Annotated in this window: 14 protein-coding genes; 2 read left to right on the top strand and 12 right to left on the bottom strand. The window is 70.3% G+C overall.

Features of this window, described 5'->3' with window-relative positions; genetic code table 11:
* Positions 1–6: 6 nt before the first annotated feature.
* Both ABZX85_RS42805 and ABZX85_RS42800 read left to right on the top strand, forming a co-directional pair.
* The gene (locus ABZX85_RS42805) at positions 7–834 is read left to right on the top strand and encodes a peptidylprolyl isomerase (protein WP_355882095.1); all 828 of its coding nucleotides are present in this window, start codon (positions 7–9) and stop codon (positions 832–834) included.
* A 146-nt stretch (positions 835–980) separates the two neighbouring features.
* Positions 981–2,210, top strand: a complete 1,230-nt coding sequence (locus ABZX85_RS42800) for a DUF349 domain-containing protein (protein ID WP_355882093.1) — start codon at positions 981–983, stop codon at positions 2,208–2,210.
* A 53-nt stretch (positions 2,211–2,263) separates the two neighbouring features.
* On the opposite strand, the gene ABZX85_RS42795 is transcribed toward ABZX85_RS42800, so the two are convergent.
* From ABZX85_RS42795 to ABZX85_RS42740, 12 genes are all read right to left on the bottom strand, one after another.
* Complete coding sequence (locus tag ABZX85_RS42795; RefSeq protein WP_355882090.1) at positions 2,264–4,828, bottom strand: bifunctional (p)ppGpp synthetase/guanosine-3',5'-bis(diphosphate) 3'-pyrophosphohydrolase; 2,565 nt, start codon at positions 4,826–4,828, stop codon at positions 2,264–2,266.
* Between the two features lie 288 nt (positions 4,829–5,116).
* Complete coding sequence (locus ABZX85_RS42790) at positions 5,117–5,656, bottom strand: adenine phosphoribosyltransferase (protein ID WP_355882087.1); 540 nt, start codon at positions 5,654–5,656, stop codon at positions 5,117–5,119.
* On the bottom strand, positions 5,653–6,759 hold the full coding sequence (secF, locus tag ABZX85_RS42785) for a protein translocase subunit SecF (protein ID WP_355882084.1): 1,107 nt from the start codon (positions 6,757–6,759) through the stop codon (positions 5,653–5,655). The genes ABZX85_RS42790 and secF overlap by 4 nt, the downstream gene beginning before the upstream one ends.
* A gap of 1 nt (position 6,760) precedes the next feature.
* Complete coding sequence (secD, locus tag ABZX85_RS42780) at positions 6,761–8,554, bottom strand: protein translocase subunit SecD (RefSeq protein WP_355882081.1); 1,794 nt, start codon at positions 8,552–8,554, stop codon at positions 6,761–6,763.
* Positions 8,555–8,692: 138 nt separating this feature from the next.
* On the bottom strand, positions 8,693–9,178 hold the full coding sequence (yajC, locus tag ABZX85_RS42775) for a preprotein translocase subunit YajC (RefSeq protein ID WP_355882078.1): 486 nt from the start codon (positions 9,176–9,178) through the stop codon (positions 8,693–8,695).
* A gap of 233 nt (positions 9,179–9,411) precedes the next feature.
* Positions 9,412–10,470 carry a Holliday junction branch migration DNA helicase RuvB gene (gene ruvB, locus ABZX85_RS42770; protein WP_355882075.1) on the bottom strand — a complete coding sequence of 353 codons (1,059 nt, stop codon included), beginning with the start codon at positions 10,468–10,470 and terminating at the stop codon, positions 9,412–9,414.
* 94 nt (positions 10,471–10,564) lie between these two features.
* A complete protein-coding gene (gene ruvA, locus ABZX85_RS42765; RefSeq protein ID WP_355882072.1) occupies positions 10,565–11,170 on the bottom strand; it encodes a Holliday junction branch migration protein RuvA in 606 nt (201 codons plus the stop codon).
* Positions 11,167–11,724: a crossover junction endodeoxyribonuclease RuvC gene (gene ruvC / locus ABZX85_RS42760; protein WP_355882070.1), complete on the bottom strand. Its 558-nt coding sequence runs from the start codon at positions 11,722–11,724 to the stop codon at positions 11,167–11,169. The genes ruvA and ruvC overlap by 4 nt, the downstream gene beginning before the upstream one ends.
* Before the next feature lie 117 nt (positions 11,725–11,841).
* Positions 11,842–12,594, bottom strand: coding sequence for a YebC/PmpR family DNA-binding transcriptional regulator (locus ABZX85_RS42755; protein WP_355882067.1), 753 nt, complete (start codon positions 12,592–12,594; stop codon positions 11,842–11,844).
* A 47-nt stretch (positions 12,595–12,641) separates the two neighbouring features.
* Positions 12,642–13,247, bottom strand: coding sequence for a pyridoxal 5'-phosphate synthase glutaminase subunit PdxT (pdxT, locus tag ABZX85_RS42750; RefSeq protein WP_355882064.1), 606 nt, complete (start codon positions 13,245–13,247; stop codon positions 12,642–12,644).
* Between the two features lie 6 nt (positions 13,248–13,253).
* Positions 13,254–14,159 (bottom strand): pyridoxal 5'-phosphate synthase lyase subunit PdxS, encoded by a 906-nt coding sequence (gene pdxS / locus ABZX85_RS42745; protein WP_355882061.1) that lies wholly within the window; start codon positions 14,157–14,159, stop codon positions 13,254–13,256.
* A 214-nt stretch (positions 14,160–14,373) separates the two neighbouring features.
* The gene (locus tag ABZX85_RS42740; protein ID WP_355882058.1) at positions 14,374–14,919 is read right to left on the bottom strand and encodes a hypothetical protein; all 546 of its coding nucleotides are present in this window, start codon (positions 14,917–14,919) and stop codon (positions 14,374–14,376) included.
* Positions 14,920–15,031 lie beyond the last annotated feature (112 nt).

Here is a 15,031-nt window from a genome sequence, read left to right as displayed (position 1 = left end):
AGACCGGTGGTCACCCAGGAACAGCGGAAGCGGCAGCTCGCGCGGGAGAAGTTCTTGCGGCAGCAGCAACGGCGCACCGCCGCCCGGCGCAAGGCCCGTGTGCGCAACTCGGTGATCGCGTCGGTGCTCGGCGTGGTCGTCGTCGGCAGCGTCGCGATCTACACGACGGGTGTCCTGAAGGACGACGACAAGAAGAAGTCGGACGACGTCGCCGCCTCCCCGACGCCCACCCCGAGCAAGGGCCCGGACCCGTGCGGGAAGCCGGCGGCGGGCTCGATCAAGACGGAGACGTGGAAGACCGAGCCGAAGCTCGCGATCGACAAGTCCGCGAAGTACACGATGACGCTCGACACCACCTGCGGTGAGATCGGCATCGCGCTGAAGGCGTCGGCCGCCCCGCAGACCGTCAACTCCTTCGACTTCCTGGCGGGCAAGGGCTACTTCGACCACACGAAGTGCCACCGGCTCACCACCGAGGGCATCTACGTCCTCCAGTGCGGCGACCCGACCGGTCAGGGCAGCGGCGGTCCGGGCTACACGATCCCGGACGAGAACCTGAAGGACGCCTCGCTGAAGAACAACATCTACCCGGCGGGCACGGTCGCGATGGCCAACACCGGCCAGGCGCACACCGGCGGCAGCCAGTTCTTCCTGGTCTACCAGGACAGCCAGCTCCCGCCGCAGTACACCCCGTTCGGAACGGTGTCGGCGGACGGCATGAAGGTGCTGAAGAAGATCGCCGCCGCGGGTGCGCAGGCCGCGGACCCGACGACCGGCAACACGGCGCCGAACGCGACGGTCGTGATCGACAAGGCGACGGTCGCGAAGTCCTGACGAATCCCGGGCGGCGGGCAGCGGAATTTCGGTCGCGCTGGATGCGGACAGGCACGCTGCCGGTCGCCTATGTTGGCCAAGACGAAATTGTGGACGATGCCCGGGGGCGCGTAAGCCTTGCGCAGGCATCATGTGGAGGAGGCGCTGTGAGCAGCGACCCGTGGGGCCGCGTCGACGAGACGGGGACCGTGTACGTGCGTACGGCCGACGGCGAGCAGGTCGTCGGTTCCTGGCAGGCCGGCTCTCCCGAGGAGGCGCTGGCCTACTTCGAGCGCAAGTACGAGGGCCTGGTGGTCGAGATCGGCCTCCTGGAGAAGCGCGTGCGCACCACCGACCTGTCGGCCAAGGACGCGCAGGTGGCGATCGACCACCTGCGCGAGCAGGTCGACGCGCATCACGCGGTCGGTGACCTGGCGTCGCTGAAGGAGCGGCTGGACGCGCTGGTGTCCTCGGTCGAGTCGCGGCGCGAGGAGCGCAAGCAGCAGCGCGCCAAGCAGTCCGAGGAGGCCCGCAAGTCCAAGGAGGACCTGGTCGCCGAGGCGGAGCAGCTGGCGCAGTCGGACCAGTGGCGGGCGGCCGGCGAGCGGCTGCGGGCCCTGGTGGACACGTGGAAGGGCCTCCCCCGGCTCGACCGCAAGTCGGACGACGAACTGTGGCACCGCTTCTCGCACGCCCGCTCGGCGTTCTCCAAGCGGCGCAAAGCGCACTTCGCGCAGCTCGACGCGCAGCGCGAGGACGCCCGCCGGCTCAAGGAGCGGCTGGTCGCGGAGGCCGAGTCGCTGTCGTCGTCCCAGGACTGGGGTCCGACGGCGGCCCGCTACCGCGAGCTGATGTCGGACTGGAAGGCCGCGGGCCGCGCCCAGCGCGAGCACGAGGACGATCTGTGGAACCGCTTCCGCGGCGCCCAGGACGTGTTCTTCGCGGCCCGCAGCGGGGTCTTCGCGGAGCGGGACGCGGAGCAGACGGAGAACCTGAAGCTGAAGGAGGAGCTGGCCGGTGAGGCCGAGAAGCTCCTGCCGATCGGCGAGCTGAAGGCGGCGCGTGCGGCGTTCCGCTCGATCAACGAGCGCTGGGAGGCCATCGGGCACGTCCCGCGCGACTCCCGGCCGAAGGTCGAGGGCCGGATGCACGCGGTGGAGCGCGCGCTCCAGGACGCCGAGGAGACCGAGTGGCGCCGGACGAACCCGGAGGCGCGTGCGCGTGCCGCGGGTCTCACCGGCCAGCTCCAGGCCGCCGTCGACAAGCTGCGCGGGCAGATCGACACGGCTCGCGCGCAGGGGAACGCGTCGCGCGCGGACAAGCTGGAGCGGGAGCTTGAGGGCCGTCAGGCGCTGCTGGACCAGGCGCTGAAGGGGCTGCACGAGTTCGGCGGCTGATACGCGGTGCACGAAAGAAGGGGCCGGGCTGACTGCCCGGCCCCTTCTCGTTGTCACGGTCTGCGCGCCGATGTCACCCGGTACACGTCGTACACGCCCTCCACGCCCCGTACGGCCTTCAGGACGTGCCCGAGGTGTTTCGGGTCGCCCATCTCGAAGGTGAAGCGGGAGGTGGCGACGCGGTCGCGGGAGGTCTGGACGGCCGCGGAGAGGATGTTGACGTGCTGGTCGGACAGGACGCGCGTGACGTCGGAGAGGAGCCGGGAGCGGTCGAGGGCCTCGACCTGGATGGCGACCAGGAAGACCGACGACTGCGTGGGCGCCCACTCGACGTCGAGGATGCGCTCGGGCTCACGGGACAGTGACTCCACGTTGACGCAGTCGCTGCGGTGAACCGATACGCCACTACCCCGGGTGACGAACCCGATGATCGGGTCGCCCGGCACGGGCGTGCAGCAGCGGGCCAGCTTGACCCACACGTCGTCGACGCCCTTGACGACCACACCGGGGTCGTTGTTGCTGCGCCGCTTACGGCCCCGGGTACGGGACGGCGGAACCGCCTCGTCGATCTCCTCGGTGGCCGCCTCCTCGCCGCCGAGCGCCTGGACGAGCTTCTGGACGACGCCCTGGGCCGCGACATGGCCCTCGCCGATCGCGGCGTACAGGGAGGAGATGTCGGGGTAGCGCATCTCGTGCGCCAGGGTGACCAGGGAGTCGCCGGTGAGGATGCGCTGGATCGGCAGGTTCTGCTTGCGCATCGCGCGGGCGATGGAGTCCTTGCCCTGTTCGATCGCCTCGTCGCGGCGCTCCTTGGAGAACCAGGCGCGGATCTTGTTGCGGGCGCGGGGCGACTTGACGAAGTTCAGCCAGTCCCGGGAGGGTCCGGCGCCGGCCGCCTTGGAGGTGAAGACCTCGACGAGGTCGCCGTTGTCGAGGGTCGACTCCAGCGGGACGAGCCGGCCGTTGACGCGGGCTCCTATCGTGCGGTGGCCGACCTCGGTGTGGACCGCGTAGGAGAAGTCGACGGGGGTGGCGCCGGCCGGGAGCGCGATGACGTCGCCCTTGGGCGTGAAGACGAAGACCTCGTTGCGGGACAGGTCGAAGCGCAGGGACTCCAGGAACTCGCTGGGGTCCTCGGTCTCCTTCTGCCAGTCGAGGAGCTGGCGCAGCCACGCCATGTCGTTGAGGTGGTCGTCCTTACCCTTGCCCGCCTTGGGGACGTCGGTGCGGACCTTGGAGGCGCCGGCGACGGCCTCCTGCTTGTACTTCCAGTGCGCGGCGATGCCGTACTCGGCGCGGCGGTGCATGTCGAACGTGCGGATCTGGAGTTCGACGGGCTTGCCGTTGGGGCCGATGACCGTCGTGTGGAGCGACTGGTACATGTTGAACTTGGGCATCGCGATGTAGTCCTTGAACCGGCCGGGGACCGGGTTCCATCGCGCGTGGACGGTGCCGAGGGCGGCGTAGCAGTCGCGGACGGTGTCGACGAGGACGCGGATGCCCACCAGGTCGTAGATCTCCGCGAAGTCGCGGCCTCGTACGATCATCTTCTGGTAGACGGAGTAGTAGTGCTTGGGGCGGCCGGTGACGGTCGCCTTGATGCGGGCGGCGCGCAGGTCGGACTGGACCTCGTCGGTCACTATGGCGAGGTACTCGTCGCGCTTGGGGGCGCGCTCGGCGACCAGGCGGACGATCTCGTCGTACATCTTGGGGTAGAGGATCGCGAAGGCGAGGTCCTCCAGCTCCCATTTGATGGTGTTCATGCCCAGGCGGTGGGCGAGCGGCGCGTAGATCTCCAGGGTCTCGCGCGCCTTCTTCTCCTGCTTCTCGCGCTTGAGGTAGCGCATGGTGCGCATGTTGTGCAGGCGGTCGGCGAGCTTGATGACCAGGACGCGCGGGTCCTTGGCCATGGCGACGACCATCTTGCGGACGGTCTCGGCCTGGGCCGCCTCGCCGAACTTGACCTTGTCGAGCTTGGTGACGCCGTCGACGAGGAGGGCGACGACGTCCCCGAAGTCGCGGCGCAGGTCGTCGAGGCCGTACTCGGTGTCCTCGACCGTGTCGTGCAGGAGGCCCGCCATCAGGGTCGCGGGGTCCATGCCGAGTTCGGCGAGGATCGTGGTGACCGCGAGGGGGTGGGTGATGTACGGGTCGCCGCTCTTGCGCTTCTGGCCTCTGTGCCAGCGTTCGGCGACCTGGTAGGCGTTCTCGATCTGGCGCAGCGTCGCCGTCTCGATCTTCGGGTCGTTGCTGCGGACTATCCGCAGGAGCGGTTCGAGGACCGGGTTGTAGGGGTTCGTGCGCTGGACGCCGAGGCGGGCCAGGCGGGCGCGGACCCGGTTCGAGGAGCCGGTGCGGGCGGGCTGCGGGGCGGGGGCCGGACGGGCCGCGCCGGACGACGCGGGCACGGGCGCGGGCTGCGCGGCGGGTGCGGACGCGGGGTGCTCGGGCGGGGCCGGCTTGGGGCGCGGCTGCTCGGTCTGGCGGTCGGCGGGAGCGGTGCGGTCGTGCTCCACCTTCCCGCCGTCGGTGCTGCGGCCACGCGACGCGGGCTGGGCCGCCGGTGCCGAGGCGGGCTCGGGCTTGGCGGCGGTCAGGTGCTGGGCCTCGTCTGGCAAGAGGACTCCTCGTGCGCGATCCGGGTCCCCGGTCAGGCTCCGGAGCCCCCATCGTAGCGATCCCACGCCGTCGCATCGCCTCCAGCCGTCTGGGGAACCCGTACACGGGAGGAACACGAGGGATGGACAGGGGATTCCCCGCGGGGGTACGCGGGAGAAACGCGGGCCCGGAGGGGGCGGGGCGGCTTTTCGGCCACCCGCCGGACCGGACGGCCGGAAAATCCCCGCCGGACGGCGAGAAGGCGGGCCCGGAGATCTCCGGGCCCGCCTTCTCGCGTACGAGGGTGCTCAGACCGTCAGCAGTGCCTCCACCGGAGCCCCGCGCAGGGCGGCCTCCAGGCGGGGACGGCCGGCGAGGAACGCCAGTTCCATCAGGACCGCGACGCCCGAGACCTCGGCGCCCGCCCGGTGGATGAGCTGGATCGCCGCCTCGGCGGTGCCGCCGGTCGCGAGGACGTCGTCGACGATGAGGACGCGGTCCTCGGACGACAGGTCCTCGGCGTGGATCTCGATCTCCGCCGAGCCGTACTCCAGGTCGTACGACTGGGCGAGGGTGGCGCCGGGGAGCTTGCCGGCCTTGCGGACCGGGATGAACCCGAGGCCCGCGCGGACGGAGACGGGGGCGCCGAGGATGAACCCGCGGGCCTCCAGGCCGACGATCTTCGTGGCGCCGGTGCGCTCGGCGATCGCGGCGAACGCGTCGGTGAGCGCCGTGAACGCCGCCGGGTCCGCGAGCAGCGGGGTGATGTCCTTGAACATCACCCCGGGCTCGGGGTAGTCCGCGACGTCACGGATACGGCTGAGCAGCAGCTCCTGAATGTCCGTCACCGGCGCTTCCCCGAGGGTCGGCCACGGCCCCGGCCACGGGACGCGGGCTGGTTGCGGGGACCGACGACGGCCGCGGCGGAGTCGTCGTCCTCGTACTCCTCGGTGACCGTCTCCGGGTGGAGCTCGGCCTCCGTGGCGGCCTGGGCGCGCTTGGCGAGGACCCGCTTGCGCAGCGCCTTGATCTGCGGCTCGCGCTCCTTGAGGTCGGCGACCAGCGGGGTGGCGATGAAGATCGACGAGTAGGCACCGGCCGCGAGGCCGACGAACAGCGACAGGGAGATGTCGTTGAGCGTGCCCGCGCCGAGGAAGCCGCCGCCGATGAACAGCAGACCGGCGACCGGCAGCAGCGCCACGACGGTCGTGTTGACCGAGCGGACCAGGGTCCCGTTGATGGAGTGGTTCGCGATGTCGCTGTACGTCGACTTCGTCTGCTTGGTGATGTCCTTCGTCTGCTCCTTGAGCGAGTCGAAGACGACGACCGTGTCGTACAGCGAGTACCCGAGGATCGTCAGCAGACCGATGACCGTACCGGGCGTGACCTCGAAGCCGACGAGGGCGTACACACCGACGGTGATCGTGATGTCGTGGATCAGGGCGATCAGGGCGGCGATGGCCATCCGCCACTCGAAGGCGATCGCCAGGTAGATCACGACGAGCACCATGAAGATCGCGAGACCCTGCCACGCCTTGTTGGCGATCTGGTCACCCCAGCTGGGGCCGACGAGGTCGGCGGCGATCTTCTCGGTGTCGACCTTGAAGTCCTCGGCGAGCTTCGACTTGATCTGGTCGGACTGCTGGGTGTCCATACCGGCGATCTGGATGCGCATCGAGCCGTTGCCGAGCTTCTGCACGACCGCTTCGTGGCCGGAGGCTTCCTTGGCGTACTCCTCCGCCTGGGAGACGGAGACGCTGGTCTTCGGGGTGGTGAAGACGGCGCCGCCCTGGAAGTCGATGCCCATGTTGAGCCCGCGCACCGCGAGGCCGACGATCGCCACGACGGTGATCAGGATCGAGACGCCGTACCAGATCTTGCGGTGGCCGATGAAGTCGTAGGAGATCTCACCGCGGTGCAGCCGGGCGCCGATGTTCCCGAGTTTCGACATCTCACGCCTCCTTCGGGTCTACGGGGCCGGCGAGCGGGCCGGCGGGACGGCGGGTGCGGCGCAGCGGCGGGTGGGCGCCCAGGCCCTTCGGGTCGAGGCCGGACCACTTGTGGCCGCCGCCGAAGAACTTGGTGCGGGCGACGAGCGTCATCAGCGGCTTGGTGAAGAAGAAGACCACGACGACGTCGAGGACGGTGGTCAGACCGAGCGTGAACGCGAAGCCCTGGACCTTGCCGACGGTGACGACGAACAGCACCGCGGCGGCGAGGAACGACACGAAGTCGGAGACCAGGATGGTGCGCCGGGCGCGCGGCCATGCCCGCTCGACGGCGGGGCGCAGCGAACGGCCCTCGCGGACCTCGTCCCGGATGCGCTCGAAGTACACGATGAACGAGTCGGCGGTGATACCGATCGCGACGATCGCGCCGCAGACCGCCGGCAGGTTCAGCGCGAAGCCGATGGCCGGGCCGAGCAGCGACATCAGCAGGTACGTCAGCGCGGCCGAGCACAGCAGCGAGGCGAGCGCGATGAGCGACAGCCCCCGGTAGAAGGCGACCAGGTACAGCACGACCAGCAGCAGGCCGATGGCGCCGGCCAGCAGACCGGCGTGCAGCTGCTCACCGCCGAGCGCGGCGGTCACGGTCGTGACGCTCTGCTCCTTGAAGGAGAGCGGGAGAGCGCCGTACGACAGCATGTTGGCGAGGCTCTGGGCCTCTTCCTGCGTGAAGGAGCCGGAGATCTGCGCCTGGCCGCCGGTGATCGCGGACTGGACGTAGGGGCTGGAGACGACCTCGCCGTCGAGGACGATGCCGAACTCGTTCTGCGGCTGCTGGTTCTGCGCGAGCTTGCCGGTGATGTCCGCGAACTTCTTGGCGCCGCCGTTGGTGAAGTTCATCGTGACCTGCCAGCCGGCGGCGGTCTGGGTGTCGAAGACCGCGTCGGCCTTCTTCACCTCGGTGCCGTCGACGGCGGCCGGGCCGAGCAGGTACTTGTACCAGACCTTGCTGATCTCGCCGCAGGCCACGATCGAGTCGGTGGGCTTGGCGCCCTCGCCGGCCTTGGCGCGCTGCTCGGGCTTCGAGCAGTCCAGGGCGGTGTACGCGGCCTGGAGCTTGGCGGTGTCACCGGCGGCGGTGTCCGTGCCGGTGGAGGCGCTGGCCGACGGGGCCGGGGACTCGCTCGCGGAGGCGGACGGCGACGGGGTGCCGTCGGCGCGCAGGGAGTCGGTGACCGCGCGGCCCTGGGTCGTCGAGGACGCCGAGGGGGAGGCCGAGGAGCCGGCCTTCTCGCCGGAGCCGGTGGACCCCGTGGACTCGGAGGGGGACGCCGACGGGCTCGGGCTGCCGCTGGAGGACGTCGAGGGGGACGGGGACGGGCTGGCCGCCGCGACCCCGGTGGCCTCCTGGGCGAGGACCGGACGGAAGTACAGCTTGGCGGTCGTACCGACCTGGGCTCGGGCTTCCTCGGAGTTCGTCCCCTTGGGGATGTTCACGATGATGTTGGAGTCGCCCTGGGTCTGCACCTCCGCCTCGGACACGCCCAGACCGTTGACACGGCGGTTCATGATCTCGACCGCGGTGTCCATGTTCGCCTTGTTGATCGCCGAGCCCTGGTCGGCCTTGGCCTGGAGCGTGATGCTCGTGCCGCCGGCCAGGTCGATGCCGAGGCGCGGCGTGGTGTCCCCGGTGGCGAACATGCCGCCCGTGAGCCCCACGATGGCGATCAGGATCAGGGCCAGCGAGCGCCCCGGCTTGCTCTGGGCGCTCGCGCTCCTGCCCTTTTTAGGTGCTGCCACCTTCTCGTACTCCCTCTCGGGCCGCCGCACGCCCTGGTCGGCGTGGCGCGGCTGGCCATGACTGGTGTCGGGAATCCCCCGCGAGATGCGCACACCCCGGGACGCGCGAGAGCTGGTCCGCGCGCCCCGGGGGCGTGACTACTTCTTCGCGTCGGACTCGCCGTCGGTCTTCTTCGGCTCCTCGTCGGTCGCGGTCTCGTCCTTCTTGCCGAGGTCGACGGGCTTGTCGTCGGAGGCGGCGGCAGCGTCGGAAGGCTCGTCGGCGTCGGCGGTCTCGGCGGTTTCGGTGAGGGAGGAGGCGTCGTCCGGAACGATGTCGGAGTCGGACTTCAGGTCGGCCTCGATGCCGTGGACGATGCGGTTGTACTCGTCGTCCGTCAGCACCGCGCCGATGGCGTTCTTCGCGAAGAGCAGTTCCACGCCCGGGCCCGCGTCCAGCAGGATCGTCTCGTCGTTGACTTCCTTGACCGTCGCGTACATCCCCCCGATCGTGCGGACGCCGCTGCCGGGCTGCATCTGGTTCCGCATGTCAGCCGCTTGCTGCTGCTTCTTCTTGGCCGACCGGGTCATCAGGAACATGGCCCCGATGAGCACGATGAACGGGAGGAGGGTCACGAGACTCACGGGTTCGGAACTTCCTTCACACGACCGCGGTTGGTGAGCGGCCTGATGGATGGGGATTTTGGATGCTGCCGACAAGGGCGGCATCGGCGGAGTCTAAGCGAGTCCGCGTACAGGGAACAACGTTCAGCATGGCACCTGGGTTCCTTACCCGGCCAATACCTCCGCCGGTGACCGAGCCGTGTCTTGGCTGTGATGTGGCGGTGAGGAGGGGCTGGGGCCGGGGGATCAGCTTGTCATGCCCCGAACAGGCCCGGCTGGGCGCCTCCCGCCGTCTGCCGGGGCGGGGTGAGGCCCAGGTGGGACCAGGCGGCCGGGGTGGCGACCCGGCCCCTCGGGGTACGGGCGAGCAGGCCCTCGCGGACGAGGAACGGCTCGGCGACCTCCTCGACCGTCTCCCGCTCCTCCCCCACCGCGACCGCCAGCGTCGACAAGCCGACCGGGCCGCCGCCGAACAGCTTCAGCAGCGCCTCCAGGACCGCGCGGTCGAGCCGGTCGAGGCCCCGGCCGTCCACCTCGTACACCTTCAGGGCCGCCCCCGCGATGTCCCGGGTGATCACGCCGTCGGCCTTGACCTGCGCGTAGTCACGGACGCGGCGCAGGAGGCGGTTGGCGATACGCGGGGTGCCCCGGGAGCGGCCGGCGATCTCGGCGGCGCCGGCCGGGTCGATCTCCACGTCCAGCAGGTCGGCCGAGCGGTGGACCACCCGCTGGAGTTCGGCCGGTTCGTAGAACTCCATGTGCGCGGTGAAGCCGAAACGGTCCCTCAGCGGGGGCGGGAGCAGGCCGGCCCGGGTCGTCGCGCCGACCAGGGTGAACGGGGGGAGTTCGAGGGGGATCGCGGTGGCGCCGGGGCCCTTGCCGACGATCACGTCGACCCGGAAGTCCTCCATCGCCATGTACAGCATCTCCTCCGCCGGCCTCGACATGCGGTGGATCTCGTCGAGGAAGAGGACTTCGCCCTCCTGGAGCGAGGAGAGGATCGCGGCGAGGTCGCCCGCGTGCTGGATCGCCGGGCCGCTGGTGATGCGGATCGGGGCGGCCATCTCGGCGGCGATGATCATCGAGAGGGTGGTCTTGCCGAGGCCGGGGGCGCCGGAGAGGAGGACGTGGTCGGCGGTCGCGCCGCGGGCGCGGGCCGCTCTGAGGACGAGGTCGAGCTGTTCCCTGACCTTCTCCTGGCCGATGAACTCGCCGAGGTCCTTGGGGCGGAGGGCGGCTTCGACCGCTTGGTCCTCGCGGTCCGCTGACGCGGCGACGAGGCGGTCTTCGTCGGTCGTGTCGTCCCAGTTCATTTGGTGCGCCTCAGGGGTTGGGGGGTTGGTGTGTGGTGGCGGGTGCGGGTTTCGTCGTGGTTGCTCGCGCAGTTCCCCGCGCCCCTGAAAGACCTCACCTGGCCCTGTTCAGGGATTGCAGCGCCAGCTTCAGCAGCTGTCCTACCTGCGGCGTTCCCTCCGTCGCCTCCGCCTGCGGGGTCACCGCCGCGACCGCTTCGTCCGCCTCCCGCGTCGCGTACCCCAACCCCAAGAGCGCCGCGTGGAGTTGGTCGCGCCACCCCAGCGAAATCGGCGCTCCGATCGCCGCAGTACCGACCGGCTCGCCCAGCCGGTCCTTCAGCTCGATCAGCAGCTTCTGGGCGCCCTTCTTGCCGATGCCGGGGACGGCGATGAGGGCCTTCTCGTCGGCTGTGGCGACCGCTCTGCGCAGTGCGTCGGGCGTGTGGACGGCCAGCATCGCCTGCGCGAGCCTCGGGCCGACGCCGCTCGCTGTCTGGAGGAGTTCGAAGACCTGGCGTTCGTCGTCGTCGGCGAAGCCGTAGAGGGTGAGGGAGTCCTCGCGGACCACGAGGGACGTCGCGAGTTTGGCCTGTTGTCCCATGCGGAGGCCGGCGAGGGTGTTCGGGGTGCACTGGACGGCCATGCCGACACCGCCGACCTCGACCACGGCCGCGTCGGGAGCGAGGGCGGCCACCGTGCCGCTGACGAAGGCGATCATGTCGTACGGCCTTTCGAGGCGTGCAGGGCGACGGCTTGCTGGAGACGGTTCTGGGCGACGGCCTGCTGGAGCCGGTTCTGCGCGGGGGCGCGCCAGATGTGGCAGATGGCGAGGGCGAGGGCGTCGGCCGCGTCGGCGGGTTTCGGGGGTGCGGCGAGCCGGAGGATTCGGGTCACCATCGCGCCGACCTGCGCCTTGTCCGCGCGCCCGCTGCCGGTGACGGCCGCCTTGACCTCGCTCGGCGTGTGCAGGGCGACGGGGATTCCCCGGCGGGCCGCGCACAGCATCGCGACGGCGCTGGCCTGGGCCGTGCCCATCACCGTACGGACGTTGTGCTGGCTGAACACGCGTTCCACGGCGACGAATTCGGGGCGGTGTTCGTCGAGCCACTGCTCGATGCCCTGCTCGACGGCGAGGAGACGCAGGCTCAGCTCGGCGTCGGCGGGGGTACGGACGACACCGACGCCGACCATGGTGAGCGGCCTCCCGGCAACGCCCTCGACGACTCCGACACCACACCGGGTCAGTCCGGGGTCGACCCCAAGTACCCTCACGTACCCCTCCCTTCGCTCACCTGTTTGTGCAGGCTATCCGCTGCCACTGACAACGGCCGACATGACGACGGGCCGACGGGGTGTGTCCCGTCGGCCCGTTCGTGTACCGAAGTCGGATCAGGCGTCCACCTTTTCCATGACCTCGTCGCTCACGTCGAAGTTCGCGAAGACGTTCTGCACGTCGTCGCTGTCCTCCAGCGCGTCGATCAGCTTGAAGATCTTGCGGGCGCCCTCTTCGTCGAGTTCGACCTGCATGGTCGGGACGAAGTTGGAGTCGGCGGAGTCGTAGTCGATGCCGGCGTCCTGGAGGGCGGTGCGGACGGCGACGAGGTCGGTGGCCTCGCTGAGGACCTCGAAGGACTCGCCGAGGTCGTTGACCTCTTCCGCGCCGGCGTCGAGGACCGCGTCGAGGACGTCGTCCTCGGACAGCTCGCCCTTGGGGACGATGATGACGCCCTTGCGGTTGAAGAGGTACGAGACGGAACCGGGGTCGGCCATGTTGCCGCCGTTGCGGGTCATCGCGACGCGGACGTCGGAGGCGGCGCGGTTGCGGTTGTCGGTGAGGCACTCGATGAGCACCGCGACGCCGTTGGGGCCGTAGCCCTCGTACATGATCGTCTCGTAGTCGGCGCCGCCGGCTTCGAGACCGGCGCCGCGCTTGACCGCGGAGTCGATGTTCTTGTTGGGGACCGAGCTCTTCTTGGCCTTCTGGATGGCGTCGAACAGCGTCGGGTTGCCGGACGGGTCAGCGCCGCCGGTACGGGCCGCGACCTCGATGTTCTTGATCATCTTCGCGAAGAGCTTGCCGCGCTTGGCGTCGATCACGGCCTTCTTGTGCTTCGTCGTAGCCCATTTAGAGTGGCCGGACATCTGCCTGTCTCCTTCGCGTAACCCATCTACCTACCAACGCAGAGATCCTACAAGGACTCCGCCGCCCGGTTCGCGCGCACCATGTCGACAAAGAGGGCGTGCACGCGGTGGTCGCCGGTCAGTTCCGGGTGGAAGGACGTGGCGAGGGCGTTGCCCTGGCGGACGGCGACGACATGGCCGTCGTACTCGGCGAGGACCTCCACGCTCGCGCCGACGGACTCGACCCAGGGGGCGCGGATGAAGACGCCGTCCACGGGGTCGCCGTCGACGCCCCGCACGGCGATCGCGGCCTCGAAGGACTCGTTCTGGCGGCCGAAGGCGTTGCGGCGGACGATCATGTCGATGCCGCCGACCGTCTCCTGGCCGGAGCGCGGGTCGAGGATCTTGTCGGCGAGGAGGATGAGGCCGGCGCAGGTGCCGTAGACCGGCATCCCCGCGCGTACGCGCGCGCGGAGGGGGTCCAGCACGCCGAACAGGACGGCCAGTTTCGAGATGGTGGTGGACTCGCCGCCGGGCAGGACGAGGCCGTCGACCTCGGCGAGCTCCTCGGGGCGGCGGACCGGGCGGGCGACGGCGTCGGCCGCGGCCAGGGCGACGAGGTGTTCCCGTACGTCGCCCTGGAGCGCGAGGACCCCGATCACGGGGGTGGTCATCGGTGGTTACCAGCCGCGGTTGGCGTAGCGCTCGGCCTCGGGGAGGGTGTCGCAGTTGATGCCGACCATGGCCTCGCCGAGGTTGCGGGACGCGTCCGCGATGATCTTCGGGTCGTCGTAGAAGGTGGTGGCCTTGACGATGGCGGCGGCGCGCTTGGCGGGGTCGCCGGACTTGAAGATGCCGGAGCCGACGAAGACGCCCTCGGCGCCGAGCTGGCGCATGAGCGCGGCGTCGGCGGGGGTGGCGACGCCGCCGGCGGAGAACAGGACGACCGGGAGCTTGCCGAGTTCGGCGACCTCCTTGACCAGCTCGTACGGGGCGCGGAGGTCCTTGGCGGCGGCGTACAGCTCGTTGTTGTCGTAGCCGCGCAGGCGGGCGATCTCGTTCTTGATCTGGCGCAGGTGGCGGACGGCCTCGACGACGTTGCCGGTGCCGGCCTCGCCCTTGGAGCGGATCATCGCGGCGCCCTCGGCGATGCGGCGCAGGGCCTCGCCGAGGTTGGTGGCGCCGCAGACGAAGGGGGTGGTGAAGGCGAACTTGTCGCTGTGGTTGACCTCGTCCGCCGGGGTCAGCACCTCGGACTCGTCGATGTAGTCGACGCCGAGGGACTGGAGGACCTGGGCCTCGACGAAGTGCCCGATCCTCGACTTGGCCATGACGGGGATGGAGACGGCCTCGATGATGCCCTCGATCATGTCCGGGTCGGACATCCGGGCCACACCGCCGTCCTTGCGGATGTCGGCGGGCACCCGCTCCAGCGCCATCACGGCGACCGCTCCCGCGTCCTCCGCGATCTTCGCCTGCTCCGGCGTCACGACATCCATGATCACGCCGCCCTTGAGCTGCTCCGCCATCCCACGCTTCACCCGCGCGGTGCCGGTCTCGGGGGCCTGGTTCTCACTGCTGGACACGGTCGACCTCACTGAAGGGGAGTTCCGAAGGGGGGTCCCCCGAGCAAACTCCCCCCACCCGGTCCACAGCAAGGGCCAATGCCCACGCCGTGGATCTTTTCGGGTCAGTCGGAGTTCGCCCAGGTGAGGAGGGCGGGGCCGTCGAGGGTGTGGGAATCACCGGTTCGGCGTGTGTCCGCGGGACCTCCGTACGGCGCTCTTCGCACCGCGCCGCTCATCGTTCCGTCAACGCCGCCGGTGGCTCGTCGTCCATTTCGAAGGCCATCGGGAAGGGGGCGTGGCCGGCGAGGTGGAACCAGCGGACCTTGCGGTGTTCGCGGAGGCGGCGGGCGGCGCCGACGGCGTCGTTGTGGAAGCGGCGGGCCATGGGGACGCGGCGGACGGCCTCGGTGAGTTCGTGGGCGGCGGCCTCGCCGCCGGGGGCGTTCTTGACCTCGTCCAGTTGGGGGTGGTCCGCGAAGACGGCGCGCAGGGCCTGGGTGAGTTCGCTCTCGGCGACCTCCCGCTGCTCCTCCTCCGCCTGCCTCGCCGCGTGCGCGGCCTCGTACAGGACGATCGACGCCGCCGGGTCCAGGACGCCCGAGGTGGCCAGCTCCTGGGTGACCGAGGCTCGGCGGAGCAACTGGGCGTCCAGGGCGGCTCGGGCCGCGTCGATACGGGAGTGGAGACGGTCCAGCCGGCCCGCCGTCCAGCTGAGGTACAGGCCGATCGCGACGAGGACTACGAGGGTCCAGATCAGGGTTGCGGTCACGGGCGGCAAGGGTAGCGGGCCATGGGGGCGGGGAGCCGGGCAAGGGTTGCCGGTACGACCGCACCGCGGCTCACGGCGCCGCCGGGAGGTGCCTCACGGCGGGGCTTTCCGGCAAGTGCGG

Origin of the sequence: Streptomyces sp. NPDC004539, from assembly GCF_040610055.1 — a bacterium.
In the GTDB taxonomy this organism is placed as follows: Bacteria; Actinomycetota; Actinomycetes; order Streptomycetales; family Streptomycetaceae; genus Streptomyces.
The sequence above is the reverse complement of the archived record's forward strand: the minus strand, read 5'-3'. Positions and strand labels throughout refer to the sequence as shown.

Bases quoted from the DNA above. Each gene is read 5' to 3' on its own strand.
- secF (WP_355882084.1), bottom strand. From the start codon at position 6,759: ATGTCGAAACTCGGGAACATCGGCGCCCGGCTGCACCGCGGTGAGATC.
- ruvB (WP_355882075.1), bottom strand. From the start codon at position 10,470: ATGAACTGGGACGACACGACCGACGAAGACCGCCTCGTCGCCGCGTCA.
- ruvA (WP_355882072.1), bottom strand. From the start codon at position 11,170: ATGATCGCCTTCGTCAGCGGCACGGTGGCCGCCCTCGCTCCCGACGCG.
- pdxT (WP_355882064.1), bottom strand. From the start codon at position 13,247: ATGACCACCCCCGTGATCGGGGTCCTCGCGCTCCAGGGCGACGTACGG.
- ABZX85_RS42755 (WP_355882067.1), bottom strand. From the start codon at position 12,594: ATGTCCGGCCACTCTAAATGGGCTACGACGAAGCACAAGAAGGCCGTG.